This window comes from Actinoalloteichus hoggarensis, assembly GCF_002234535.1.
In the GTDB taxonomy this organism is placed as follows: Bacteria; Actinomycetota; Actinomycetes; order Mycobacteriales; family Pseudonocardiaceae; genus Actinoalloteichus_A; species Actinoalloteichus_A hoggarensis.
This window is the reverse complement of sequence record NZ_CP022521.1, coordinates 2,346,079-2,373,077: the sequence shown is the minus strand read 5'-3', so window position 1 is coordinate 2,373,077 and position 26,999 is coordinate 2,346,079. Positions and strand designations below refer to the sequence as shown.

The following is a 26,999-nucleotide window of genomic DNA, read 5'->3' as shown; positions in this document are numbered from 1 at the left end:
CCCGATCACGCGGCCGCCCATCACCCGCGAGCACGGGCGCACCGGGCTCCGGGGAGCTGGAACGGGTCCTCCCCGGCCTGCACGAGCTGGTCAGGCCGGCTCCCGGCGACGTCGCGGTGCGGTAGCACCGAGCCGCCCTGTTCTGCGCGCTGGGCCGGTCGGCCGAGGCCTCGACCGACCTCGATCGGGTCCGCGGACTCGCGCCGTGTCAGGTCCGCGCGCTGGACGTCCGCGCACGCTGAACCTTCACCCGTCCACGCGGCCGGAGTCGGGCGATTCGCGAGGTGCCGCCGCCGACGTCGCACGCGCACTCGAGATCGACCCGGACGACACCGGTGCGCTGACCGGCCGGGGAGGACTCAGGCCGCGGACGGGGCGCCATGGTGCCGCTGTCACCGACTTCGACCGAGTGTCGGCCGCCGATCCGACCGGCGCGCTCGCGGTCGAGCCGCGGGGCCGGGCGCTCCTCTCGGCGGGCCGGGCCGACCTCGCCTATCCGTGCCTGAGACGCGGCCGAGATCGATCCGACGCTCGACGGGATGACCTCGTGCGCGGTCGACTCGTTCCGGCACGTCAGCGCGCCGCAAGCGGGCGAGACGCCGACGGAGCCCGTGCCCCGGCCGCCCCGACGAGCACGGTCGAGCCGCCACACCCGTCCGCCACCGCACCCCGTGACGTCCACGCCGCGCCGAGCCTCGGCGACGGCACCGGTTCGCGCCGCGGGCCGCCCCGGCCCTGTCGGCGGCTGCCGACAGAATGGACCCCTCCCGGCACAGCTCGAAATCCCGAGGCAGCCATGCGCCTGCCATGGGATGCTGCCCGGCGGCCGTCCGTCCAGAAAGGACACTTCTCGTCCCATGAGTTACCTCGACGACCTCGCTGCCGACCTGGAGCGGGCGATCGACAACGAGCCCGAGCCGGTGATGGCGCTGTCCCTGCGAGCCAAGCTGCACCGCTCCCATGGCCGTGACGAGGCGGCCATGGCCGACCTGAACCGGGCACTGGAGTTCGAGCCGGACTCCGCCGAGCTGCTCACGCAACGCGGCGAGACGCACCGGCTCCTGGGGCGGCCGGAAGCGGCGATCCGAGACTTCGATCGGGCGCTGGACATCGAGCCGGACGAGCCGTGGGGGCTGGCCAGCCGGGGCCAGGTGCACCGAAGTCTGGGCAACCGGGCGGACGCCTTCGCCGATCTCGACCGCGCGCTCGACCTCGCACCGGATCTGGACTGGGCGCTGGTGGAGCGGGGCGCCCTGCGGCACGAGACCCACGAGTTCGACGCGGCCTGCGCGGACTTCAGCGCCGCGATCGAGCAGAGCCCGGAATACGCCGTCGCCTATGCCCGGCGCGGCGAGTCGCATCGGATGGCCGGTCGGCTGCGGGAGTCGCTGGCGGACCTGGATCAGGCGGTCACGCTCGAACCCGACTATCTGTACGCCCGCATCGAACGCGGCGAGGCGCGACGACTGCTGGGCCGCAACGAGGACGCGGTCCTCGACTTCGACCTGGTGCTCGAACGCATCCCCGACCACGCCTTCGTCCTCGCGTCGCGAGGTCAGGCCCGGCACGCGCTCGGCAGGCCCGAGGAGGCGTTACGCGACCTCGATCGGGCGCTGCGGCTCGACCCGACCATCGACTGGGCACTCGTCGAACGCTCCAGGGTGCATCGGCGGCTCGGCGACCTACAGGCAGCGCTCGCCGACGGCGATCGGGCGGTGCTGCTCGATCCGGACAATCCGACCATGCGGGCACACCGCGCCGAGACCCACCGCCTGCTGGGCGATCTGGATCGGGCCCTCGCCGACTTCGATCGGGCGCTGGTCGGGGCACCCGACTATTCCTGGGCACTGGGCAGCCGGGCTCAGGTGCACCGGGCACGCGGCGATCTCGACGAGGCGCTGGCCGACCTCGACCGGGCGATCGCGCTCTCTCCCGATCAGCCCTGGCTGCTCGCCGAACGCATCGAGATCCACCGTGTGCTCGTCGACACCGACGCCGAGCTCGCCGACCTCGACCGGCTGTTCGTCCTGGACCCGCACCCGGACGTACTCGTCCGACGCGGCAGGCTGCGCGATCGCCAGGGCGAGATCGATCTCGCCCTGGCCGACTTCACCAGTGCGTTGGAACTGGACCCGGAGCACGCCGGCGCCGCCTACAACCGGGGCGAGCTGTATCGCATGGTCGACCGCTTCGACGAGGCGTTCGCGGATCTGGATCGCGCCGTCGCGCTGGACCCCGAGTTCGACGCCCCCTACGCGAGCCGAGGCGAGGCCTGTCGGGAGACCGGGCGCTTCGAGGAGGCGCTCGTCGACTTCGATCGGGCTCTGGAACTGGACGCCGACTACCTGTGGGCGCGGATGAACCGGGGGCGGACGCACCGCGCCCTCGGCGATCACCCGGCGGCGCTGGCCGACTTCGATCATGTGATCCAGCGGGAGCCGAACCTGATCTGGGCACGATCCGAACGCGGCAAGACCTACCTCGCCCTCGGCGATCATTCGGCCGCGATCCGCGATCTCGACGTGGCCGTCGATCAGGCGAACCGGACGGGAACCGCGCTCGGCATGGCGGACGCCTACGCCGACCGCGGCGAGGCGCATCGACTGGCAGGCGACGGTGCGCGGGCGGCGGCCGACTTCGACCGCTCGCTCGAACTGGCGCCCGACAACGCCTGGGCCCTCGGCAGCCGCGCCCAGGCCCGGCTGCTGCTGGACGAGGACGCGGCGGCGCTGGCCGACCTCGACGCGGCGCTGGAGATCGATCCGGAGCTGACCTGGGCTCGGGAGGTGCGGGGCAGGCTGCATCGGGACGACGGCGACTTCGATCGAGCCCTCGCGGACTACGACCGGGCCGTCGCGGACCACCCCGGGAACGCGCGACCGTATCGCAGGCGCGGCGAGACGCATCGCATGGCGGGTGACCTGGATCGCGCACTCGCCGACTTCGACCGTGCCGTCGAACTCGACGCGGAGGACGCCTTCGCGATCGCCTGCCGTGCGCAGGTGCACCGCGCGCTCGGCCGCCCCGATCGTGCACTCGCCGATCTGAATCGGGCGCTGGAACTGGATCCGGAACTCGGCTGGGCGTTCGACGAACGGGGGCTGCTGCATCGACAGCTCGGGGACCTCACCGCCGCCGTCGCCGACTTCGACCGCTCGCTGGAGCTGGACGACGACTACCCGTGGACGCTCGCGGCCCGAGGCCAGGCACATCATCTCCTCGGCAGCCCGGTGCTCGCGCTCGCCGACTTCGATCGGGCCGTCGCGCTGAACCCGCGATTCCTCGCGGCGATCACGGCCCGCGGCCACGTCCACCGCGCGGCGGGCGACACCGCCGAGGCGACGGCCGACTTCACCCGCGCGTTGGAGATCGATCCCGACTGCGTCGCCGCACTGGCCGGTCGGGGCGAGGCGTCCCGGCTGGCCGGCGAGCCCGCTCACGCGCTCGCCGACCTCGACCGGGCGCTCGCCTTGGATCCGGCGGACCCCTGGGCGACGTGCAGTCGGGCTCGGGCGCACGCCGATCTCGGCGACGCGGCGCGGGCGGCAGCCGACCTGGCGGCGGCGGAGCGACTCGCCCCCGGGCTGGCGGCGGAGATCAGCTCGTGGCAGGGCGTCCCGGCCCCGGAGCACCGCGACCAGTACTGGGCGGCGGCCGGCCCGAGCTGGGCAGGCGGGCTGGAGCCGGAACTTCGGACGAGCTACGCGCATCGGGGCGAGGCGCATCGCATGGCGGGTCGCCACGCGGAGGCGCTCGTCGAGTTCGATCGGGCTCTCGCGCTCGACCCCGACTACGCATGGGCGCTGGCCAGCCGGGGAGCCACCCACCATGCGATGGGCGACCTCACTCGCGCCGCGGCCGACCTGGGCCGGGCGATCGCGCTGAACCGCGAGTACGCCTGGGCGCTGATCAAGCGCGCCGAGGTCCACGACCAGGCAGGCAGGCCCGCCGAGGCCCTCGCCGACCTGGACGAGGCACTGCGGATCGTTCCCGACCATGCGTGGGCCTGGGGGACCCGCGGGCGGTCGCACCGTGAACTCGGGGACGTAGGCCGGTCGATCGACGACTTCGGTCACGCGCTCGCCCTCGCCCCCCACCTCGTCTGGGTGCGGCTGGAACGAGCACGGGCGTACCAGGACTCGGGCGAGTACGCCGCCGCGCTCGCCGACCTCGACCGGGCGGTCGACGACCAGCCGGACGACGTCGCGCTCCTCGTCCTCCGGTGCAGGCTGTTCCTGGCGATGGCGGACCACCCGAGGGCACTCGCCGACCTCGATCGAGCCGTGGCGATCCGGCCCGACCCCTGGCTGCTCGTCGACCGGGCGCGGACCCGCCGGTCGATCGGAGACCACCCGACGGCGCTGGCCGAACTGGACCGCCTCATCGAGGAGCATCCGGACCACGCGCCCGCCTACTTCGAGCGCGCGGCCGTCCACGCCGAGCTCGGCGGCCATCGACGGGCGGCCGCCGAGTACCTGCACGCGCTCGACCTCGATCCCGGTCAGCGGCACGCCTGGCTCGACGCGGCGCGGAGCCTGCGGCTGTCGGGACGCGCCGAGGAGGCGCTGTCCTGTCTGGACCGCGCGGCGGAGACGGCTCCGGAGGACGCCTGGTCGCTGGCGGCACGCGGCCGGGCGCATCAGGCGCTCGGCGACCACGAGTCGGCGATCGACGCATTCACCCAATCCGTCGCACTCGACGTCGAGACGGACTCGGTCCACACCCCTCGCGGCCGGTCGTATCTCGCGCTGGGCAGGCATGCCGAGGCGATCGCCGACTTCGTCAAGGCCGAGGAGGCGGACGGTGAGACCGGCTGGAACCGCTACCTGATCGGAGTGGCGTACCTCGGGCTCGGCGACGAACGAGAGGCCGGACGGCACTTCGCCGCCGCCCTCGATCAAGACCGGCGGTACCTCGCGGCGGACGAGACCCGGCACTGGATACGACTGAGCATCGCGACCTGTCTGGCGGCCTCGGGTTCGGAGGAGGCCGCGGCGCAGGCGTTCCGCGAAGCGCTCGCCCGGCCGGTGCACCCTGACGAGGTGAGCGAGACCATCGCCGATCTGGTCGAACTGGAGCAGCACGCGGGCCGCTCGATGGAGCGGTTCCGGGCGCTGCTGCGGGGGTGGGAGCGGATCCACTCGCCCGGCGGGGCGTGACCGGACGGCGCCCGAGACCGTCCGGAGCGGGGGGTGGGTGAACGGAGCCACGCGGTCGGCTCACCGGGACACGTCGGGACACGCCGGGACGGTGATGCTCGGCGCCCGCGGTACGCCTGGATGGGACGTCGCGGCGGCCGGGGCGGCGACTGTCGGCACGATGCTCCCTCGGCGCGCGACTCCGCAGGGACGACACGCCGCCTGCGGACGAGCGAGGTGTCGGCGGAATCGCCGCGAGACCGGAGCGAGCAGGGCCGACGTGAGCGACCCGGAAGCGGCGAGCGGACCCGGCGAGATGGGGATCGATGGAGACCGGCGGCGGGACGACGACCGCCGAGGCAGTGCTTCCTCCGCACTCGCACCCGCTGATGATCCCGCGACAGGCGACCGGGAGGACGCCCGCGGGCACGGGCGGCGGGCGAGGCCCCGCCCACGGGTGCCTCCGGCGTTCTCGCTCCTCGGACCGGCGATCATCGATACCGAGAAGGCCTGCGGCAGGGCAGCCGCGCCGAGGCTCAGTCGCCCGTGCTCCGACCTGTGCCGGAGCCTGTCGCGGAGTCCGCCGCGGCGTCCGGGCTCGGGCTCGACCGCCGTGAACCGACCTCGGCCCGGTGGAAGACGACGACCAGCAGAGCGAGGAACACGGCTGGCAGCAGCAGCCACACCGGCCGTTGGGCCCACCATTGGGCCGTCGGCTGTCGAAGCAGTTCGAATCCGAGCGCGTGATAGGTGCCCAGCGCGAGCAGCAGGGCCGTCATGTGCCAGACGAACATCGTCATGATCACGGTGTTCGCCGCCACCACCGCCGTCCAGACCCGGCGACGCTCCAGCCATCGGCCCAGCGCGGGCCGCGCCAGCATCACCACGCCGAGCTGGAAGACGCCGAGCACCGCGATCGCCGCCGTCGTCGGATACATGTTGCTCAGCTCGACGCCCTCATGCGCGACCATCGACCGCGGATAGCCCAGCGGACCGGTCAGCAGGACGAGCCCCAGGAAGGCGCCGCCGGTCAACACGAGCAGCCTGCTCCTGGCGAGTCCGGGCATGGTGCCGTCGCGGTGAAGGTAGCCGAGCTGGTGCACGAAGATCCACACCAGCACCGTGTTGATCCAGGCGAGCGCCGACAGGCCGAGGGCGAAGCGTCCCAGGTCGAACAGGGCGACCGCGAGACCCAGCACCGCCAGGGTGCGGAGCGGAGCCCGGTCGTGCAGCCGCGCGGTGATCGGCACGAGCAGCACCGCGACCAGGTAGACGGCGATGAACCACAGCGGGGAGGCCAGCACCGGCCCGTAGATCCGGGCGCCGGGCAGCCCGACCGCCCATGACACCGTCTCGACGGCGGCCCACACGATCAGGAACACCACGAGCGGAGTGAGGAGTCGACGCACCCGTCGGGAGAGGAAGAGCCCGGTGCCGCCGCCGACTCGGCGGGCCGACCGCCAGCCCGCGAGGTTGGCATAGCCGCCGACCAGGAAGAACACCGGCATCACCTGGAGCAGCCAGGTGGCGGCCCAGCCGAAGGGCACCTGCGGGATGGGGTTGGGCATGATGAGCACGCCGTCGGCACGCTGCTGGGTGACCGAGAGCGTCCAGTGCCAGAGGATCACCACCACGATGCTCGCCGCCCGCAGGAGATCCACCACCCGGTCGCGATCGTCGCCTGCCTGTGCCGCGAGGCGGCCGATCCTGCCGAGGGGGGAGCCTGCCGTCGACCTTCTCATCGCGTGCGCGCCGGTCCTTCCTCACGGGTCGGCCCTGCCGGGTCGTCCGTCGCTCTGCCGCCAGCCTACGCAGCGACGAGGACGAGACGACGGCCGCCGGGGCGGCGACGCCGGGGCCGAGGGACCCCGGCCCGGCGCAGGCCGTGCCGGGTCGCCGCCGACCGGATCGCCGCCGACCGAGGCGCTCGCCGTGCCGGATCCCTCTCCGCCGCGACCGCTTCGCGGCGGAGTATGAGTCGCCCCGACGCCCCGGCCCGGCGCGGACGACCGAGTCCCGACGCCGGGGCCTGACGTCGATCGCCCGGGCCGGGGCGGACGGCATGCCGTGGCCGCCCGCCCGGACGTCCCACCCGCGCCTCCGCCGCGACGGCGATCATGACGGTCCGCGTCGATCAGCCGACTCGGGCGTCCCACTCCGACCAGCCGCGGAACTCCGCAGGCCAGGCGAAAGCGGCCAGCGGCCGTTCGTTCTCCTCGGCGGGGGCGTGACCGTACACGGCCACAGCGTCGACCCGGCGCCGGACGGCCTGCCCTCGGCCCGTCCGCCGTCACCGAGCCGGACGTCGACCGAGTCGGGCAGGACCAGCAGCGGATGTCGCAGCCGTCGACGGATCTCGGCGGCTGCGGGCCCGCCCGCCCACCCCCACCACCAGCACTCGCCGTCGCCTGCGCCGGGCCCCGGGGAGGTGTTCCCAGGCGGTGGGCCGGAGCCCGGCCGCGAGGAGGCCGACGCGACGAAGCAGCGCGCTGCCGAGCAGGCCGGGGATCGACGGCGCGACCGTCACGCGATGCCGTCGCTCCGCCGCATCGAGCCCTTCGGCGGACTCGGCCGCGAGCAGCCGCCGGGGCGCCGGTCTCGGCCCGTCGGACGACGTACGAAGCCGACGCCCGCCTGCCACGTCCGCCCGGACACGCCCGCCGACACCGCCCGCCCGGCGTCTCGTCGCCGCGCGGAAACAGCTCGAATGAGCGGTGCAGGCGCAGGCCGGGCCGCCCTTCGAACCCGGCCGTTCCGACGCCTGGCTTGAGTTCGACGAGCAACGGACCGAGCGCGTCCGGCCGCAGGTGGAGCACGAGATTCGTCGCCGTCGGGCGCACGGCGCGAAAGGCGTGTGCGGGTCGCAGCAGGGTCACGGGCGGGCGTAGACGAAGCTGGTCGGCCGCCGGGTCGCCGCCGTCAGCAGGGCGTCTCCAGTCCGCGCTGCCCCGCCGTCTCGACGATCGGCAGCAGCGCGTGGCGAACCGACTCGTCGACGTGCGGCACGGCGGGAGCGTCGTCCCGCGCGCAGGACGTCGACCAGGGATTCCCGCGGGGCACGAGAGAGGCGGGCGACGGCGGCCACTTCGAGGGCGACCTCGCCGCCGTTCTCACCGGTGTAATCCCGGCGCAGCGCGACGAGTCGGCGGATCGGGGAGGTCCGAGACATGTCCGTCCTCGATTCCGCCGCCCGGCTCGACATGGTGAGGACGCTCGACAGAGCGGGAGTCGAGGCGTTCGATTCGGCGAACAGGAGTGCCTCAACCCTTCGGCGGTTCCGGTTCCGCCACTCGAGGTGCACCGGGGAGTGGTTCCAGCCTCGCGTCTGCTCACACGCGAGGACAGCATGCCGACCGCGGGCCCGACCCGCGATCACCGCCGCCCGCCGCAGCTGCCCGTCCCCCGTGACGCAGGGCCGCGAGAGGGTCCGGCCGACTACGTCTGCCCAGCGTGTGGGCCCGAGGCAGGCTCCGCGACCGGGTGATCGCGCTGAACGCGCCGCCCCGAGGTCCACCCCATAGGATGCGCGGAATGATCGACGTGAGGCTCGCGGGCAGGGCCAGGTGAGCGACGAACGCCGGGGTGACGACTGGTTCGGCCATCCGCCCTCCTCCGATGTCCCGCCGAGCGGGGCGGGCGACGTGTCGCCCCCGGGCGGTGCCGATCAGGGCTCGCGCCGTCGAGGCAGGCCCGCCGACGGTGCGCCGCAGCGGGCGAATCGTCGCTCGAGGCCCGAGGAGCACGGCGATGCCGACGTGCCGGTGCCGCCCGATGGACCGCCAGGGGACAGGCGACCGCCCCCCGAGGGTGCGGCCGGTCGTCCGCCGCGGCGCCGCCGCTCGGCTGACGGCGAGACGGGTGAACCTCCGACGGGCGGCCGCAGGCGTCCACCCGATCGGGCGGAACCCGCGGCGCCGCGCGCGCCCCGTGACGCGGAGCCGCCGGTCCGGCAGCCGAACCGCGTGGGCGATCCGTACGAGGCGCCGAGCGGCGGCGACGCGCGGTCCCGATCGCGGCCACCGCAGGGGGGCCGTCCGGCGGATCGACGGCGCGCGGGCGACTCCCGACGGGGAGCGGAGCCTGCGGACCCGCGCGCGGCCGTCCCGCCCCGCGACGACGGCCCGCCGGACCACGGTCCGGCGCGACGGCCCGCCCGGCGCCGAGAGACCGAGACGCGCCGAGAGCCCAGGGCCGTCGACGCCGCCGCACCGGCGGAGCAGGGCGAATCGCCTGCTCGGCGGCGCGGCCCCGCGGGCGAGCGCCGCCGCACCGTGTCCTCCGCCGCTCGGCGCGGTCCCGGGCGAGCCGCGGACGCCGTCGGCCACGGGCATGGGCACGGCCACGGGCACGGTCCGGTCGATCCGTCGTCCTCTCGGGTCCGGATACTGCTCGCCGCGCTGCTTGTCCCGTTCGCGCTCGCCACCGTGCTGGGCATGCTGCTGCTCTACCCCTTCGGGCAGGAGCCGCAGGCGGAGAACGAACTCGGGTTCTTCCAACAGCCGGTGAACGGCGAGGTCGTCGCCGCTTCCGTGGGCAGCTGCCAGTCCGGTGCCGAGCAGGCCTCGCCGGACGTCGGCATGAACCCGGACGACTCCGAATGCCAGGTCATCGAGGTCCGGCTGGACGACGGCGAGGCCGCCGGGCAGACCATCGGGCAGGTCATCGCCTTCGAGCCGAGCACACCGACCTTCGCGCAGGGCGATCAGGTCGTGCTGTCGTACACGGGGGCCGCGCCGACCGAGCCCACCTCCTACCGCATCGTCGACTTCCAGCGGACCGGCGGCCTGCTGTGGCTGGCCGCCCTGTTCGTCGTGGCCGTGCTGCTGCTGGCGCGGTGGAAGGGTTTGACGGCGCTCGCGGGACTCACGGTGAGCTTCGGCGTGCTGACGATGTTCGTCATGCCCGCGATCCTCGCGGGCGAGAACGCCGTGACCGTCGCGGTGGTGGGCGCCGGGCTGATCATGTTCGTGGTCCTCTACCTGACGCACGGCGTCTCGGCGCGGACGTCGGCCGCCGTGCTGGGCACCCTGCTCAGCCTGGCGCTGATCGCCGGACTCGGCATCCTGTTCAGCGAGCTGACTCACCTCACGGGGCTGGACGAGGAGACGGTCAACCTCATCACCATCCTCGGCAGCGACGTCGACGCCCGCGGCCTGCTGCTCGCCGGGGTGATCATCGGCGCGCTCGGCGTCCTCGACGACATGACCATCAGCCAGACCAGCGCCGTCTGGGAACTGCGCAAGGCCGATCCCTCGATGGGCGCGCGAAGGCTGTACGCCGCCGGGGTGCGGATCGGCCGCGATCACATCTCCGCCGCCGTGAACACCCTCGCCCTGGCCTACGCGGGCGCGGCGCTGCCGCTGCTGCTGGCCTATTCGCTGTCCGGGGTCGATCTGTCGACCCTGGTCGGCGCGCAGGTCGTCGCCCAGGAGATCGTCCGCACGCTGGTGGGCAGCATCGGCCTGGTCGCCGCCGTCCCGATCACGACGGCGCTGGCCGCCCTGGTGGTCACGCGGCAGCCGCCCTCCGGCGGCGCAGGCGGGCCCGATCACGACCTCGATCCGGACGACGGGGGCGGGCGACCTCGGGACGACGACGCGGCCGAGGACGAGACCGCGGGGGCAGACCCGCGCGCGGCACGGTCGGAGGCAGCACGGTCAAGGACGGCACCGGCGGGGGCGGCGGACGGTGCCCGGCAGACACGCGACGGCGGCCGGAGCGGAAGAACCGCTGTTCGAGCCGAACGCGCTCCGGGCGCGCCGCGGACATCCGGCAGCCGACAGCGCCGGCCGAGGCCCGCCGGCGCCGTCGAACCGCGGCCCGCGACCGGGTCGGCGGCGGAGCAGACAGCCGGAGAGCATGGTGCCCGTCCCGATCACGGCACGCGGGCCGCGCCACAGGCGACCGCGGCGGAGCCGAGATCCGATGAGGCGACCGGGCACCCGGCCCCGAAACCGCGCGGCGGGCCGACGCGGCGCCCTGAGCGGCCGAGGCGGCCGGGGCACGGCGACCCTCCTCGGTGACCACCTCCAGGACCACGCGGGGCGACCGAGCCCGGCGAACGCTCTCCGTCGGCTCGGCGAGCCGGCCGCATCTGACCCCTTCGGCGCCCGAGGGCGACTGATCGGCCGGGTCGACGTGCCTGAGGTGTCGTCGTCCTGAGGGACGGCCCGCCATCGTCCGCGCCGTGTCCCACCGGGACGGAACGCCGCAGGACGAGACGCGCGAGCGCGGGGCGACGGCGGGCGACGGCAGGAGGAGTGACCACCGGATCGGCCGGTCCGCGCGCGGGATCGGCCCGTGCCCTCGACCGATCCGTGTTCCGGGCCGGCCCGTCAGGTCTCCTCGACCGGCCTGTGGCTCGACCGATCCGGGTCCTCGACCGACCCGTCGAGACCCGACGACGGGCGGAGCGGAGTTCCGAGCCCGTGTCCGCCTCCGACGCCTGCGGACCGGACACGCGGACCGGACTTCGACCGCCGAGAGAAGCACCGAGACGGACTCGGCGAGTCCGCGGGCACGCGGGCGCGGCGGCGGACGCGGTCGGGCCTCGGACGGGCGGGACCAGGCGACCCGGCCCACGTGGACGGCGGGACCGGGGAGCGGGGAGCGGGGAGCGGGGCGGCGACTCGACCGGCCCGGTTCGTGCCCGCCGATGCCGGACGGTCGCCGCCCCGAACCATCACCGCACTTCACCGCGCCCGAGTCCGGCCGGCCGCGCCCCGCCGCCCGAGCGGCGTCCGGGTCAGTGCGAGATCAGTAGTCCAGCGTCGCGACGAAGCGGGCGACGGCCGCGGAGTCGAGCCGGGTGGGGAATCGACCACCCGGCGCCGCCGACGCGATCTGATACAGCGGCCGGTTCGCCGCGGGCTCGCCGCGTGCCTCGGCACGCAGCTGGGCGACGAGCAGCTGCGACAGCGCCAGCGTCCGGGTGTCCCCGATGCCCGCGAGCACGTCGGCGAGCCGCCGCAGCTCCAGGATGCCCAGCTCACGGCCGCCCGCCCCCGCGTAGAGGGCCAGGGCGACGGTCACCGTCCGACGTCCTGCCCTGATCAGCAGCGCGACCGTGCGCATCCCCCGCTGGTCGGAGACGAGAAGGTCGATCTCCCGCAGCTCGCCCAGGTCCACCGTCCGTGTGCCGAAGGTCGAGACGGAGAGCAACCGACCGGCCAGGCGAGTGCGCCGACGCGATTCCGACCACGCCAGCAGCAGGAACGGCACGATGATCACGCCGGCCGCCACCAGGCCCGCGTCGCGCCCGCCGATGAGGCCGAACAGACCGCCGAACCCGGCACCGATGATCAGGGCGCCGAGCGCGATCGACAACGCTCGACGGCGCAGGATCTCGGGCGGCAGCAGATTCAAGGAGATCTCCGCCTGCTCCGCGGGCCGGGCTGGTCGATCCGCGCCGCCGGGCCGGTCGGGCCCACCAGGTTCGTTCTCGGTCACCGGATCGATGCCTCCTTCATGCTCGCCCTGTCCCCCGCATGATCCAACAGTGCCTGGTGGTCCAGGCATCGGGCCGGGCGGAAGGCCGGGACTCGATACGGACCGCCCGCCCTCGCGGACGACGAGACGGCGCGGATGCCCCCGCCGAGGAGGCGGGTCGCAGGCGAACTCGGGTCCCGGCGAGAGACATCAGCCCTCAGCCGGCGCCACGCCGCGCAGGAAGGGATTACGGACCCGTTCCCGCCCGATGGTGGTCGCGGGGCCGTGGCCGGGCAGCACCACCAGCTCGTCGGGCAGCGGCAGGATGCGGCTCCGCAGGGTCTCGGTCATCGCCTCGGGGTCGCCGCCGGGCAGGTCCGTGCGGCCCACCGCGCCCGCGAAGAGGGTGTCCCCCGCGACCAGCACATCCGGTTCCACCCCCGAGCCGGCGACCGCGGCGGTCGAGACTCGAAGACACACCGAGCCCTCGGTGTGTCCCGGCGTGTGCAACACCGTGATCCGCAGGCCGGCCGGCTCCATCGCCTGCCCGTCGGTCAGCTCCGCGATCCGCCGGGGCTCCCGCATCGCCAGCTCCGGCCCGAGCAGCCGCGCCAGGTCGGAGCCGACGCCCCGCAGCGGCTCGGACAGCAGCGGCCGGTCGCCGGGATGCACCCACACCGGGACGTCGTAGGCCTCGGACACCTCGGTCGCGGAGTAGGCGTGGTCGAAGTGGCCGTGAGTCAGCAGGACGGCCACGGGAGTCAACCGGTGTTCGGCCAGCCGGGCGGCCAACGGCTCCATGACGTGCTGACCCGGGTCGACGATCACACAGGGCCTGTCCGACCCGTCTGTGGGGGACTCGTCCGCTCCGCCCGCGAGCAGATAGCAGTTGGCCTGCAACGGACCGCTGGGAAACCCGACGACGAACACCAGACGCCTCCTGTGTGAACAGGTGATCGGGACGAGTCGTCGAACCCGTCCCGCAGACCGGCCAGCCTAGCCGGCATCCCGGTACACACCGACCACACCCGGGCGCTCTAGACTGCCGCCTGGCCATCCCCGTCTCCAGCATCCCTGAGGAGGGAGCCGGTGCCCACCAACGAGCAACGTCGCGCAGCCGCGAAGCGGAAGCTTGAGCGGCAGCTCCAACGCCGTGCCCAACGTGCCAAACGCCGTCGCACGATCGCGATGAGCGTGACGGTGCTCGCCACGGTGTTGGTCGTCGGTCTCGTCTACTTCCTCGCCACCCAGGGCGGGAACGACGACGCCGAGGCCGCCGGGCAGACCGATCCGCCCGCCTCCGACGAGCTGCCCGCGACCGAGACGACAGACGGCCCCTGCGGCTACATCATCGGCGGCGAGGAGCCCGCCAGGGAGGTCGCGGTCCCCGAGGACGTCGACCCCACGCCCGCCGAGGGCACCGTGGAGACCACCCTGGCGACGAACCAGGGCGAGATCGGCGTGAGCCTGGACCGCGCGGCGGCGCCGTGCACCGTGCAGAGCTTCGTGCACCTCGCCGAGAGCGGCTACTTCGACGACTCCCCCTGCCACCGGCTGGTCACCTCCGAGGGCTCCCTCGAGGTCCTCCAGTGCGGCGACCCGACGGGCACCGGCAGCGGCGGTCCCGGCTACGCCATCCCCGACGAGCTGACCGGCGAGGAGACCTACGGCCGAGGGACGCTGGCGATGGCCAACGCGGGCCCGGACACCAACGGCTCACAGTTCTTCATCGTCTACGGCGACTCCGAGCTGCCGCCGTCGTACACGGTCTTCGGCACCGTCGACGAGGCGGGCCTCGGCGTGGTCGACGAGATCGCCGAGGCGGGGGAGGCGACCGGCGGCGGCGACGGACCCCCGGAGACCGAGACCATCATCGAGAGCGTCGGCATCGCGAGCTGACCCTCCGCAGTACGACCACGACAGCCCCGGTCACGCCGCTCCGGCGGGCCGGGGCTGTCGCCTGTCGAGGGTCCGGGCGCGGGACGGCCACCGGATTCGTCCAGCGGGCCGTGCCGCCCGCTCGCCGTCCGAGGAGCGGACGTCTCGCCCACGGGCGCTCGGGGGCTTTCGCGACCTGAGGGGTCGTTCCTCGCAGGCGTCGAATGGTCGGGCGAGCCGAAGACGCGGCGATCGACACCGCTCGCGCTCCGCTCGCCGCCCGGCCCGCCGTCATGCGCGGAGAGTCGCCTGCGATGAGCAGGAGCGGCGGGAGACACGCCCCCACGAAGCGCGGGCGACCGCGATTCGCACCGGCCCTGGCGGACCGGTGCCACTCCTGACGAGCCGTCGGGTCGTGCGGGCCAGAACCTGTTGGGATCCTCACCGGCCGCAGGGCCGGGGCCACCCTCGTGACCGTGCGGCTCGCGTTCGACGCCCGCAGGTCGCGATCCCACCCGCCCGCAGGGCCGGTGCCACGCCGCAGCACCTGAGCGGCCTGCCGCAACGCGCCGGCGTCGCGATCCTCACTCGCCCCGCGGGGCCGGTGCCACCCTGGTCACCAGGGGTGTTGCCTGCTCGAAGACCCCCGGGTTGTCGACTCGTGACAGACACGCCCGGTGAACGCTCGGACCACCCCGGCGTGTCGGCCGACGCCTCTCCTTCCCAGGCGCCGCGCCCCGAACAGAGCCCACCCCGGCCGCTGCCTGGCCGGCGGAGGCCTAGCCGGTGGAGGTCACCCGGTAGACGTCGTAGACGCCCTCGATATTGCGGACGGCCTTCAGGACGTGTCCGAGATGCTTCGGGTCGCCCATCTCGAAGGAGAAGCGACTGACCGCCACCCGGTCCCGTGTCGTGGTGACCGAGGCCGACAGGATGTTCACCCGCTCGTCGGCAAGGATCTTCGTGACATCGGAGAGCAGTCGGTGCCGGTCGAGCGCCTCCACCTGGATGGCCACCAGGAACACCGAGGAGGAGGACGGGGCCCACTCCACCCGCAGCAGCCGCTCCGGCGTGGCCCGCAGCTCGTCGGCGTTCGTGCAGTCGGTGCGGTGCACGCTGACCCCGCCGCCCCTGGTGACGAAGCCCAGGATCTCGTCGCCGGGCACGGGGGTGCAGCACCGGGCAAGCTTGATCCAGACGTCGCCCGCGCCCTTCACGATGACGCCCGCGTCGGCGGTCGCCCGCCTGCGATGGTGCATCGTGGAGGGGGTGGACCGCTCGGCCAGCTCCTCCTCGGCGTGCTCCTCGCCGCCGACCAGCGCCATCAGCCGGGTGACGACGTGCTTGGCCGAGGACTGGTGCTCACCGACCGCCGCGTACAGCGTGCTGATGTCGGTGTAGTGCAGCTCGCGGGCGACCGCGCCCAGAGAGTCCGCCGAGACGAGCCGCTGGAGCGGCAGGCCGACGCGGCGCAGCTCGCGGGCGATGGCCTCCTTGCCGCTCTCGATGGCCTCCTCGCGGCGCTCCTTGGCGAACCACTGCTTGATCTTGGCCCGCGCCCGAGGCGAGGCGGCGAAGGACAGCCAGTCGCGGCTGGGCCCCGCGCCCTCGGCCTTCGAGGTGAAGATCTCGACGACCTCGCCGTTCTCCAGCTCCCGCTCCAGGGCGACGAGCCTGCCGTTGACGCGCGCGCCGATGCACCGGTGCCCGACCTCGGTGTGCACGGCGTAGGCGAAGTCGACGGGGGTCGACCCCGTGGGCAGCGTGATCACATCGCCCTTGGGGGTGAAGACGAAGATCTCACGGGTCGCGAGGTCGTACCGCAACGACTCCAGGAAGTCGCCGGGGTCGGCCGCCTCCCGCTGCCAGTCGAGAAGCTGGCGCATCCACGCCATCTCGTCGACCTCCACGGAGCCGCCGCCGTTGTGGCCCTTGGTCTCCTTGTACCGCCAGTGCGCGGCGATGCCGTACTCGGCGGTGCGGTGCATCTCGTGAGTCCGGATCTGCACCTCGAGCGGCTTGCCGTCCGGACCGATCACCGTCGTGTGCAAGGACTGGTAGACGCCGAACCGGGGCTGGGCGATGTAGTCCTTGAACCGGCCGGGCATCGGCTGCCAGAGGGCATGGACGACGCCCATCGCCGCGTAGCAGTCCCGCACCTCGTCGACCAGGATGCGCACCCCGACCAGATCGTGGATGTCGTCGAAGTCACGGCCCCGGACGATCATCTTCTGGTGGATCGAGTAGTAGTGCTTCGGCCTGCCCTCGACCCTGGCGACCAGCCGAGCGCTGTTCAGGTTGTCGGTGAGCTGGCTGACGACGCCTCGGAGGTAGGTGTCGCGCGAGGGGGCACGGTTGGCGACCAGCCGGACGATCTCGTCGTACTTCTTGGGCTGAAGGATCGCGAAGGCCAGGTCCTCCAGCTCCCATTTGACGGTCGCCATGCCCAGCCGGTGCGCGAGCGGGGCCAGCACCTCCAGGGTCTCGCGTGCCTTGCGGGCCTGCTTCTCCGGCGGCAGGAAGCGCATCGTGCGCATGTTGTGCAGCCGGTCGGCGAGCTTGATGACCAGGACTCGAGGATCGCGGGCCATCGCGATGACCATCTTGCGGATCGTCTCGGCCTCGGCGGCGGCGCCGAGCTTGACCTTGTCGAGCTTGGTCACGCCGTCCACGAGGTGGGCGATCTCGTCGCTGAAGTCGGTGCGCAGCCGGTCGAGCGAGTAGTCGGTGTCCTCGACCGTGTCGTGGAGCAGGGCCGCGACCAGCGTCGTGGTGTCCATGCCCAGCTCAGCGAGGATGGTCGCCACCGCGAGCGGGTGAGTGATGTACGGGTCGCCGGACTTGCGTCGCTGGCTGCGATGTTTCTCTTCGGCGACGTCGTAGGCGCCCTGCAGGAGCGCGAGGTCGGCCTTGGGATGCAGCTGACGATGCACCGCCGCCAGCGGTTCGAGGACCTGTTTGACCGAGGAGGACCGCTGAGCCGTGATGCGGCGGGCGAGCCGGGCACGGACGCGACGAGTGGCCGACGGCTGCCTCGGCGTCTCAGCCTGTCCCGGCGGGGCGTGTTCGACGTCCTGACTCACCGGCATGCTCCAGACTCATCGCGTTGTTCGTGGCCCCGCGAGGGGCACGACCCGAGTCCGTCTCCGGGCGACCCGGATGACGAGGATAACGCCGATCCCGACCGCCGTGTTCCGTCAGGGTGAAGCCGCCGGCTCGGGCTTCATCCGGCGATCGTCCTGCGGACGACGATCGCCCGCCTGTTCGACCCGACTCCCCTGTAGGGAGCAGGCGGAACGGCGGGCGATCGTGACCGGCCGTGCTCGGCGTCGTCAGGCGTTCTTGCTCGCCTCGGCGGACTTGGCGCCCGCACCGGAGGTGACCTTCTCGCCGTCGGCCGTGTCCTCGGTCACGGTCTCGGAGTCGGCGCTCTTCGTGGTGTCGGCGTCGGCCTCCAACGAGCGCTCGGCGGCGTCGTCGTCGGACTCGTCGATGCCCTCCGGAAGCTCGTCGGCGACGACGACCTTCTCCCGGATGGCCGCGCGGACCCACGTCGTGTTCACGCCGGGCGCGATCTCGACGTCGACGGTGTCCTCGGCGGTCTCGGTGACGGTTCCGTACAGGCCGGAGCTGGTCATCACGCGGTCGCCGGGAGCAAGGGAGCTCTGCAGCTGCTGCATCTCCTGCATCGCGCGCTTCTGCTTACGGCTGGCCAGGAACAGCGGCAGCACCAGCAGGAGCAGGAGCAGCGGAAAGATGAAGGATTCCATCGTTCTCCGTTCAGCGGACGCCTGCTCGACGCACGGTTCGTCCGGTTGTTCGGGTATCGACTGCCCAGTGTGCCAGGCCTGCTGTGCTGATGACCCACCACCCGTGTCTGCGGGACACTCCCCGACTCCGGTGAGCGCACTGAGACGTCAGGTCAGACACCGAGTCTAGTCCTGATCCACCGCGAAGAGTGATCCGGTGCCGCCGACGGCCTCCGGCGGCGGTGTGAGGCCGAGGTGAGACCAGGCCGCGGCGGTGGCGACCCGACCCCTGGGAGTCCTGGCGAGCATCCCGGCCCGGACCAGGAACGGCTCGCAGACCTCCTCCACCGTGGCCGGCTGCTCACCGACCGCCACCGCCAGGGTCGACACGCCCACCGGGCCGCCGCCGAAGGACCGGACCAGCGCCCCCAGGACCGCGAGGTCGAGCCGGTCCAGCCCCAGCTCGTCGACCTCGTAGACCTCCAACGCCGCCCTGGCCACCGACCGCGTCACCGTGCCGTCGGCCCGCACCTCGGCGAAGTCCCGGACCCGACGCAGCAGCCGGTTGGCGATCCGCGGTGTGCCGCGCGAGCGGCGGGCGATCTCATCCGCGCCCGCCGGGTCCAGGGCCACCCCCAGGATGGCGGCCGACCGCCGCAGCACCTGCTCCAGCTCGGCCGGGCTGTAGAACTCCATGTGGGCGGTGAAGCCGAACCGGTCCCGCAGCGGGCCGGTCAGCGAGCCCGCCCGCGTGGTCGCCCCGACGAGGGTGAAGGGGGCGATCTCCAGCGGGATGCTGGTCGCCCCCGGCCCCTTGCCGACCACCACGTCGACGCGGAGATCCTCCATCGCCAGGTACAGCATCTCCTCGGCCGGTCGGGCGATGCGGTGGATCTCGTCGATGAACAGCACATCGCCCTCGACGAGGTTGGACAGCATCGCGGCCAGGTCGCCCGCGCGTTCCATGGCAGGCCCCGAGGTGACCCGCAGCGCCGAGCCCAGCTCGGCCGCGATGATCATCGACAGGCTGGTCTTGCCGAGGCCCGGCGGCCCGGAGAGCAGGACGTGGTCCGGCGGCCTGCCGCGACGCAGCGCCCCCGAGAGCACCAGTTCGAGCTGTTCGCGGACGCGCGGCTGACCGATGAACTCGCGTAGGTCACGCGGGCGCAGGGTGGACTCGACGTCCTGCTCCGCGGGCTCGGCGTGCGGGGACAGCTCGACGGCGTCGAGCGCCCGGGCGGCCTGCCCCGCCCAGTCCTCCTCGGCAGCGTGCCGTTCGTCGGCCACCGGCTGTTCCCCGCCTTCCCTGGTTCTCTCGTGCTCTCGGCCCCTGTGGCGCCGCCCGCGTCACCGCGTTCCGGCGGATCGCCGGGGGCGGGGCGCGGTCACGCCGCGCACGGTGCACGGCGACGCGCGGCGGGCGTCATCTCTTGCGTCCCAGTATCGCCAGCGACCTCCGCAGCACTCCCGCCATGTCGTCGGGACCGTCGGCTTCGGCGAGCACGGCGTCCACCGCCTGCTCGGCCTGTTTGCCGGTGAAGCCCAGTCCGATCAGCGCGTCGACCACGCTCGGGCGGACCTGCGAGGCACCCGAGCCCGCCGTGCCCGCGGCCGAGGACCCGGCCGGGCCGACCTTGTCGCGCAGCTCGACGACGAGCCGTTCCGCGCCCTTCCTCCCGATCCCCGGCACCTGGGTCAGGGCCGTGAGGTCGCCCTCGGACACCGCGTGCCGCAGCTGATCGGGCTCCAGGACCGCCAGCATGGCCAGCGCGATCCGCGGCCCGATGCCCGAGACCGTCTGCACCAGTTCGAAGAGCGTCCGGGCGTCGGCGTCGACGAAGCCGTACAGCGTCCAGGAGTCCTCCCTGATCACCAGGCTGGTCATCAGCTCGGCCTCGTCGCCCCGGCGCAGCGTGGCCAGCGTCGCGGGCGTCGTGCGCACCGCCAGCCCGATGCCGGAGACGTCCACCACGACATGGTCGAGGGCGACCGCCTGCACCCGGCCGCGTACCGACGCGATCATTCCCGCACCTCTCTCGTCGTCTTCGACACCGATTCGTTCGCGGTCGCCCGCATCGCCGCGCCGAGGTCTCGCGCCATGATCGTCGACGTGGTCGGCTGCCGCGTCCCGGTGGCGTACCCGCCCCGCTCTCCGATCTCGGCTCCCTCCCCGGCCCCGACTCCGTCCACGTTCCTCCCGTAGGCGGACATCGGAGCCCGGACAGACGAAGGAGGATCGGCGGCCTGCTCCGGGACGCCGCCCGCCTCGGCCTCGGCGGGGGTCGCCGAGGCGGCATGCGACGCCGTCGGGCCGCTCGACGTACTGCCGGATCGTCGGGGGTCGCCCCGTCCCGCCGCGCCTCCCGCCGCCGAAGCGCTCGACGCCCGCGCGGGTCGACCGCCTGCTCCCGACGTCGTCGACGCCGAGCGCCCTGGAGCCGAGGCCGAACGGTCGGGCAGGCCGCCCGCCTCGCTGAGCCGGGCCCGGTGTGCCTTGGCGAGCCGCTCGGACTCCGCCTTGGCCCTGGCCATCCGGTCCATCACCGGAGCCCGCCAGAGATGACAGACGGCCAGCGCGAGCGCGTCGGCGGCGTCGGCGGGCTTCGGCGGCTCGGCCAGCCGGAGGAGGCGGGTCACCATGGCGGTCACCTGGGCCTTGTCGGCCCGGCCGGAGCCCGTCACGGCGGCCTTGACCTCGCTGGGCGTGTGAAAACGCACCGGAAGGCCCCGCCGCCCGGCGAGCAGCGCGACCACGCCGCCCGCCTGCGCTGTGCCCATGGCCGACCGCACGTTGTGCTGGCTGAAGACCCGCTCGACGGCGACGACGTCCGGGCGGAACTCGTCGAGCCATCGCTCGACTCCATCGGCGATCAGTCCCAGGCGCACGGGCAGCTCGGCGTCCGGGGGCGAGCGGACGACGCCGACCGAGACGCAGGTGATCGTCCGGCCCGACCCGCCGTCCACCACGCCGAGGCCGCACCGGGTCAGCCCCGGGTCCACACCGAGCACCCGCACCCGCCGCCTCCCGCCCCGCGAACATCAGTTCGAGTGAGGCTACCGGTTGACCATGCCGCGCCCCGGCACCACACGCACGCAGGCGTCGGCGTGGCGCGCGAGCCGCGGGCAGGGGGCGAGGGCCGGCGGCCCGCCGCGTCTCGCCACGGCGCTCCTCGGGGGCGACCGAGGACCGCGGTCCGGCACCGGAGCCGCTGCCGCCGACGCCGCCGGAATCCCTCCGTCGTCTCGACGACCGTTCGGCCAAGCCCGTCGACGGCGATTCGTTGACGCCCTGACACACCGTCCGTAATATTCCTACTATGAGTATTACGGGTGTGCAGCTGTTCTCGGTTCCAGTGTCCGACCAGGACAAGGCACTGGAGTTCTACGTCGACAAGCTCGGATTCGAGTTGATCCTCGATCAAGACCTGGGCGGGCGGCGGTGGCTTCAGGTCGCCCCCAAGGACTCGGCCACCAGCATCGTGCTGGTCACCTGGTATCCGAGCCTGGTCCCCGGCAGCGTTCGCGGCCTCATGCTGCTGACCTCGGACATCGACGCCGACTGTGCCCGGCTGTCGGAGGCGGGCGTGCCCGTGGACGGTCCGCACGATCAGCCCTGGGGAAGGCAGGCCGACATCACCGACCCGGACGGCAACGTCATCGGCCTCACCACTCCGCCGCCCAGCTGGGGCTGATCGAGTCGAATGAGCGACGGGCAGGCCCGGCATCGCGGCCGTCGACGGCCGGGCGGTCCGTCTCTCTTCATCGTCGAAGTCACTCTCCGCCAGAACTCCGGTGCCGCTCGGTGCGCAAGATGCATTCGAGTGAAACGCGAGACCGCTCTGGATATCGTGAGCGAGTCCCATGAATGCGGCACCGAAATCGATTCCGCACCATCCGAACGGAATCAGCAGGCAAGGAGTGACGGAATGAGAACCTTAGTCGCCTCGCAATGGATTTCCGGGTTAGCGACGGCTGCCGTACTGACCCTCGGTCTCACGGCCACGGCGGCACCCCAGGATCCGAGCGCCGCCGCTCCCGACACGGCGACGAATTCACCCGCGCCGACGCAGGAGGTGGCGCGGTACGGCCAGCCGACCCTGTACGGCCACGATCTGGTTCCGATGATCACCTTCTACGAGTCTCTCGGTTTCGAGGAGCTGTACCGCATGCCGGAGGACGGCGAGGGACCGCCGGTCTTCGCGACTCTCCAGAACGACACCTTCTTCCTCGCGCTGGCCAGCGCCGACGAGCTGAGCGACGCCACCGGGCTCGAATTCGGTCCACTGTCGGGCAAGCGGCGAAGCAACGATCTCACGGTCCTCGTGGAGGACGTGGACAAGACCTGGCGGGCCGCGGTCCGCGCGGGCGGACGGCCGGTGCTGCGGCCGAAGGACTTCTGGTGGGGTGAGCGCGGCGGCTTCGTCTCCGATCCCGCGGGGAACTACGTGCACATCTCCACGCACCACGAATAGCCGTCATTCGACGTCCCGCCGACACCTGTTCAGGCCACACGTGTCGGCGGGTCCCGTCGGAGATACCGGACACGCGGCCTCGGGACGATTCTCGTGTGGCGTCGAGTGACGCCCCGGTACCGGACGTCTCGACGCCGCGGCTGGTGACACCTCGCCGGCGCCGAGATCGCCGCCCGCGACAGCACCGACCGGGCGGGTACCCCACCCCTCGAACGGGGATGGTCGTGCCGCACGTGCCTCGGCGGCGGGTCCGCACGCACCCTGCCCGCCCACACCGCACGGCAGGCCGGTCGACGTCGCCGCCGATGCCCGGACGCGGCCGCCCGATCTCCCCGGTGGACTTCTGGCAGGGCCGGTTTCGAACGGAGCCGGTACGGCTCTCGTCGCGGTGTGCCCGGCGCCGTCCTCGCCGCGGGCCGATCGCCATCGGCGCGGCCACCCGTGCGGAGAGAGCCCGCAGGTTGAGTCTCCCGGAGCCGCGCATACCGCTTCCGACCGCCGCACCGGCGGGCCGGAGGCGGCCGGATCGATCCCGCCGCTCGTCCTCGGCCCGGCAGCTGCTCGACTCGACGATTCCCGCGACCTCTTTCGCGCGCTCGGACTTCACCGGCCGGACTCGAGTCCCCGCCGTCCCTGGAGTCCGTCGGCGTTCGCCCGGCCCGTTCGTCGCCGGCCTCGCCCCCGCAGGCCGACACCCGTCCCTCGCCCCGTCGCCCCGGGACCGCCGGAGCTCCCGCTTCGCGGGCGTCTCACCGGCTCGTCCGCGCCGAAGCCGCCGGGCCCCGCGTGCCCGACGCGAGGACCGGCGGCTCTGGGGCGACTGCCCGTGTCAGCTGTTGACGAGCACCTTCTCGTCCCACTCGATGTGGTGCTGGTAGATCTCGGTGAACAGGTCGACGCCGTTCTTGAGAAAGAAGGGCAGCACGAGGTCGCGGCCGATCCTGCCGAAGAACCCGGGCGGAGCCTTCCGGTCGCCGTTGCGTCGGGTCTCCTTGACGACGTGCTCCACCCGCTCCTTGCGGATGGACTGGTAGGTCGCGAAGGCCCGGGAGAGGTCCGGGATGTCGCGCAGGCACTTGGCCAGCACGATGCAGTCCTCCAGGGCCATCGAGCCGCCCTGTCCCGAGTGCGGCCCCATCGCATGGGCCGAGTCGCCGAGCAGGCAGACGCGGCCTCGGTGCCAGGTGGGCAGCACCGGCATCTCCGAGACCGTGTACCGGACCATCGTCTCCTGCTTCGCCGCGATGATCGCGGGGATCGGGTCGTGGTCGCGCCGATGCAGTTCGAGCAGCCTCCGCTGCCAGGACTCGTCGGAGATCCCCGCCAGCTCGGCCGCGCTGGGCTCGGTCTTCTGGTGGAAGTTCTCGAACCAGCACACCTCGCCGGAGTCCGTCACCTGGTAGCCGAAGAAACCGTTGAGGCAGAAGGTCATGTACATGGTGCCCTCGGTCGAGGCGAGGCCGGGAACGCGAGTGTAGGCGCCGGTGCCGACCGTGCCGGTGAACGTGGGCAGCGGCGCCTCGGGCAGGATCCGCCGCCGTACCTCGGAGTGGATTCCGTCGCAGCCCACGAGGAAGTCCGCCTCCGCGGAGCTTCCGTCGGCGAACCGCGCGATGACGGTGTCCCGATCGGTCTCGGACAGGTCCACCAACCGCTTGTTCCACTCGATCTGGATGCCTCGACGCTCGGCCGCCTCCCGGACGGCCTTGGTGAGCATGCCTCTCTTGAGGGTGACCACCGGCTGGGGATTCCGGCCGAGGACCCGGGCCTTGTGATTCAGGAAGGCGATCCTCGGACTGGGGATGCCGACGGCCTCGACCTCCTCCCGAATTCCCAGTGTCTCGAGCACGTCTCGACCGTTGGGTGCTATTCCCAGGAAAGCGCCGACCTCGTCGCGCGCCTCGGGTCGCCCTTCGTAGACGACGGCCTCGATGCCGGCTCGCTGAAGGAACATCGCCAATACCGGACCCGCGACACCGCAACCGATGATCATAGCCCGCTTACGCGCAGAACTCGTCTCGCTAGCCATATCAAATACTTTAATTAAAGCACTCGGCCCAGTCAACAGCGAATAGTGTCATCAATGACGTCATTCTGACGGCAGAGTTGTGTCATCGCACGACACGGCGGGAGGTTCGCCGAACCGTGGAGGCATGTCTTAGGGTGTGCACAACCACCACGATGGCTGTATATTCCTAGACGAATAAACCAGGAGGTCCCCCATGGCGAAGCGACGGGCGTCCAGCCCGTTGACGCTGGCAGTGTTGGCCTGTCTCGCTCAGCGGCCGATGCATCCCTACGAGATGGCCACCACCATGCGGGATCAGCATCACGACTCCGCAGTGAAGATCAACTTTGGCTCGCTGTACAACGCGGTGGAGACGCTGCGCAAGTCCCAGCTGATCGACGTGCAGAGCACCGGCAGGCAGGGCAACCGGCCGGAACGGACGATCTACGAGATCACCGAGGACGGTCGCGAAGAACTGGCACAGCGTCTCCGGGAACTGCTCAGCACTCCCATGAAGGAGTACACGCTGCTCGCGGCGGGCCTCACCTTCATGACGGCGCTCTCCCCCGACGACGTGGCCGCCCAGCTCGCGCTGCGGGCACACCGGCTGGAGAAGGAGGTCGAGCGCGATCGCGAAGAGCTGCGGCTCAGCAGCGAAGGCGACAAGGACCGCGCGCCGCTGCCCCGGCTCTTCCTGGTGGAGGACGAATACCAGCTCGCCCTGAAGGAGACCGAGCTGACGTGGGTCCGCGGCCTGCTCCAGGACATCAGCAGCCAGTCGCTCGACGGTGTGGAGGAATGGCGGGAGCTGCACGCGGCACGCCGTATCCGGTGACGAAGCCGTCCCCGAACACGGCGTGACCACACCTCCGCCGCACGGCCCAGGCGAGCGGAGAGGGCGCTCAGCTCGCCCGGTCGTGCACCGCGGCCTCCGTCGACGCCGACTGCTCCTCGTCCAGGAACGACGTCGTGTGCTCGGCACGCTGAAAGCTCGGATGGACCAGGACCTCACGGAGCAGCTCCTTGGTCGTGTGCACCCCGCGACCCCGGATGCGGAACTCCTGCAGCGCTCGATCCATCCTGGCCAACGCCTGCGGCCGATCCGGTGCCCAGGCGATCACCTTCGCGAGCAGCGAGTCGTAGTCCGGCGGAACGCGCCACCCCGGGTAGGCCCCGGTGTCGACCCGGACGAACTGGCCGCCCGGCGGGACGAACTCGCTCAGCTCACCGGGACAGGGGGCGAAGTCGCGGGCCGGGTCCTCGGCGTTGACCCGGCACTCCACCGCGACGCCGCGCAGCTCCACGTCGTCCTGGGCGAACGACAACGGCATCCCCGCGGCCACCCGCAGCTGCTCGCGGACGAGGTCGATGCCGGTCACCGCCTCTGTCACCGGATGTTCGACCTGGATACGGCAGTTGACCTCGATGAAAGCCGCCTCGTCACCGTCCACCAGGAACTCGAAGGTCCCGGCGCCGGTGTACCCGGCGGCACGCGCTCCCCGCACGGCGTGCTCGGCGAGCCTGCGAGCCAGATCCCGGCTGAGCCCCGGCGCCGGACTCTCCTCGACGAGCTTCTGGTGCCTGCGCTGCACCGAGCAGTCCCGCTCCCCCAGATGCACCACGTTGCCGTGCTCGTCGGCGATGATCTGCACCTCGACGTGCCTGGCCTTCTCCCAGAAGCGTTCGAGGTAGACCCGCTCGTCGCCGAACACCGCCCGGGCCGCCGCCCTGGTCGTCCGGTAGGTCGGCAGCAGCTCCGCCCACTCCCGCACCACCGCCATGCCGCGGCCGCCGCCGCCCGCCGCCGCCTTGATGATCAGCGGCAGGCCGATCCGGTTCGCCTCCTCGACCACCTCGCCTGCGCTGCGCACCGGCTCGATCGTGCCGGGCAGCACCGGCAGTCCCGCGTCGGACATCAGGGATCGGGCCAGCGCCTTGTCCCCGAGTCGGGACACGACCTCGGGTCGCGGGCCGACGAAGACCAGGTCGTTACGCGCACAGATCTCCGCGAAGTCCGGGTCCTCGGAAAGAAACCCGTAACCCGGATGCACCGCCTGCGCCCCCGTCTGCAGCGCCGCCTCGATGATCGCCGGGGCGAACAGGTAGCTCCGCTTGGGCGCGGCAGGCCCGATCTGCACCGACTCGTCCGCGGCCAGCACGGCGGCGGAGTCCCGATCCGCCGTGGAGTGCACCACCACCGATCGGATGCCCATCTCGCGGCAGGTCCGCACCACCCGCAGCGCGATCTCCCCCCGGTTCGCGATCAGGACGGTGTCGAACGGTCTGTCCTGCGTCGCGACCTCTCGAACCGGGTCCGGCATGCTGC

General features: G+C 72.5%; 16 protein-coding genes and 1 pseudogene. 6 read left to right on the top strand and 11 right to left on the bottom strand.

Features of this window, described 5'->3' with window-relative positions:
* The first annotated feature begins 857 nt into the window (after positions 1 to 857).
* Positions 858 to 5,159, top strand: coding sequence for a tetratricopeptide repeat protein (locus AHOG_RS10485; protein WP_169725840.1), 4,302 nt, complete (start codon positions 858 to 860; stop codon positions 5,157 to 5,159).
* Between the two features lie 515 nt (positions 5,160 to 5,674).
* Here the strand turns inward: AHOG_RS10485 and AHOG_RS10480 are convergent.
* Positions 5,675 to 6,880 carry an acyltransferase family protein gene (locus tag AHOG_RS10480; RefSeq protein ID WP_211290570.1) on the bottom strand — a complete coding sequence of 402 codons (1,206 nt, stop codon included), beginning with the start codon at positions 6,878 to 6,880 and terminating at the stop codon, positions 5,675 to 5,677.
* A gap of 1,130 nt (positions 6,881 to 8,010) precedes the next feature.
* Positions 8,011 to 8,307 (bottom strand): hypothetical protein, encoded by a 297-nt coding sequence (locus AHOG_RS10475; RefSeq protein WP_157736752.1) that lies wholly within the window; start codon positions 8,305 to 8,307, stop codon positions 8,011 to 8,013.
* 1,264 nt (positions 8,308 to 9,571) lie between these two features.
* On the opposite strand from AHOG_RS10475, the gene AHOG_RS10470 reads away from it, so the two are divergent.
* A complete protein-coding gene (locus AHOG_RS10470; RefSeq protein WP_245856682.1) occupies positions 9,572 to 11,161 on the top strand; it encodes a YibE/F family protein in 1,590 nt (529 codons plus the stop codon).
* Positions 11,162 to 11,894: 733 nt separating this feature from the next.
* Here AHOG_RS10470 and AHOG_RS10465 read toward each other — a convergent pair.
* Both AHOG_RS10465 and AHOG_RS10460 read right to left on the bottom strand, forming a co-directional pair.
* Positions 11,895 to 12,587: a hypothetical protein gene (locus tag AHOG_RS10465; RefSeq protein WP_245856681.1), complete on the bottom strand. Its 693-nt coding sequence runs from the start codon at positions 12,585 to 12,587 to the stop codon at positions 11,895 to 11,897.
* A 189-nt stretch (positions 12,588 to 12,776) separates the two neighbouring features.
* Entirely contained in the window at positions 12,777 to 13,496 is a 720-nt protein-coding gene (locus AHOG_RS10460) for an MBL fold metallo-hydrolase (protein ID WP_093941194.1), read from the bottom strand.
* A gap of 159 nt (positions 13,497 to 13,655) precedes the next feature.
* Between AHOG_RS10460 and AHOG_RS10455 the strand changes: the two genes are divergently transcribed.
* Positions 13,656 to 14,465 carry a peptidylprolyl isomerase gene (locus AHOG_RS10455; protein ID WP_093941193.1) on the top strand — a complete coding sequence of 270 codons (810 nt, stop codon included), beginning with the start codon at positions 13,656 to 13,658 and terminating at the stop codon, positions 14,463 to 14,465.
* Positions 14,466 to 15,223: 758 nt separating this feature from the next.
* On the opposite strand, the gene AHOG_RS10450 is transcribed toward AHOG_RS10455, so the two are convergent.
* From AHOG_RS10450 to ruvC, 5 genes and pseudogenes are all read right to left on the bottom strand, one after another.
* Complete coding sequence (locus AHOG_RS10450) at positions 15,224 to 17,533, bottom strand: RelA/SpoT family protein (protein WP_093941192.1); 2,310 nt, start codon at positions 17,531 to 17,533, stop codon at positions 15,224 to 15,226.
* Positions 17,534 to 17,776: 243 nt separating this feature from the next.
* Positions 17,777 to 18,214, bottom strand: coding sequence for a preprotein translocase subunit YajC (gene yajC / locus AHOG_RS10445; RefSeq protein WP_093941191.1), 438 nt, complete (start codon positions 18,212 to 18,214; stop codon positions 17,777 to 17,779).
* Between the two features lie 165 nt (positions 18,215 to 18,379).
* Positions 18,380 to 19,408, bottom strand: coding sequence for a Holliday junction branch migration DNA helicase RuvB (gene ruvB / locus AHOG_RS10440; protein WP_093944334.1), 1,029 nt, complete (start codon positions 19,406 to 19,408; stop codon positions 18,380 to 18,382).
* Positions 19,409 to 19,616: 208 nt separating this feature from the next.
* Entirely contained in the window at positions 19,617 to 20,216 is a 600-nt protein-coding gene (ruvA, locus tag AHOG_RS10435) for a Holliday junction branch migration protein RuvA (protein WP_093941190.1), read from the bottom strand.
* A gap of 407 nt (positions 20,217 to 20,623) precedes the next feature.
* Positions 20,624 to 21,208 (bottom strand): annotated as a pseudogene (gene ruvC, locus AHOG_RS29860) (crossover junction endodeoxyribonuclease RuvC); the annotation flags it as partial.
* A gap of 302 nt (positions 21,209 to 21,510) precedes the next feature.
* Between ruvC and AHOG_RS10425 the strand changes: the two are divergent.
* The gene (locus AHOG_RS10425; protein ID WP_093941188.1) at positions 21,511 to 21,885 is read left to right on the top strand and encodes a VOC family protein; all 375 of its coding nucleotides are present in this window, start codon (positions 21,511 to 21,513) and stop codon (positions 21,883 to 21,885) included.
* A 234-nt stretch (positions 21,886 to 22,119) separates the two neighbouring features.
* Positions 22,120 to 22,665, top strand: a complete 546-nt coding sequence (locus AHOG_RS10420) for a VOC family protein (RefSeq protein WP_157736751.1) — start codon at positions 22,120 to 22,122, stop codon at positions 22,663 to 22,665.
* Between the two features lie 829 nt (positions 22,666 to 23,494).
* Here the strand turns inward: AHOG_RS10420 and AHOG_RS10415 are convergent.
* Positions 23,495 to 24,658, bottom strand: coding sequence for an FAD-dependent oxidoreductase (locus AHOG_RS10415; protein ID WP_211290568.1), 1,164 nt, complete (start codon positions 24,656 to 24,658; stop codon positions 23,495 to 23,497).
* A gap of 229 nt (positions 24,659 to 24,887) precedes the next feature.
* On the opposite strand from AHOG_RS10415, the gene AHOG_RS10410 reads away from it, so the two are divergent.
* Positions 24,888 to 25,508: a PadR family transcriptional regulator gene (locus AHOG_RS10410; protein WP_093941185.1), complete on the top strand. Its 621-nt coding sequence runs from the start codon at positions 24,888 to 24,890 to the stop codon at positions 25,506 to 25,508.
* Positions 25,509 to 25,575: 67 nt separating this feature from the next.
* Here the strand turns inward: AHOG_RS10410 and AHOG_RS10405 are convergent, their stop codons facing one another.
* Positions 25,576 to 26,994, bottom strand: a complete 1,419-nt coding sequence (locus AHOG_RS10405) for an acetyl-CoA carboxylase biotin carboxylase subunit (protein ID WP_093944333.1) — start codon at positions 26,992 to 26,994, stop codon at positions 25,576 to 25,578.
* Positions 26,995 to 26,999: the final 5 nt, after the last annotated feature.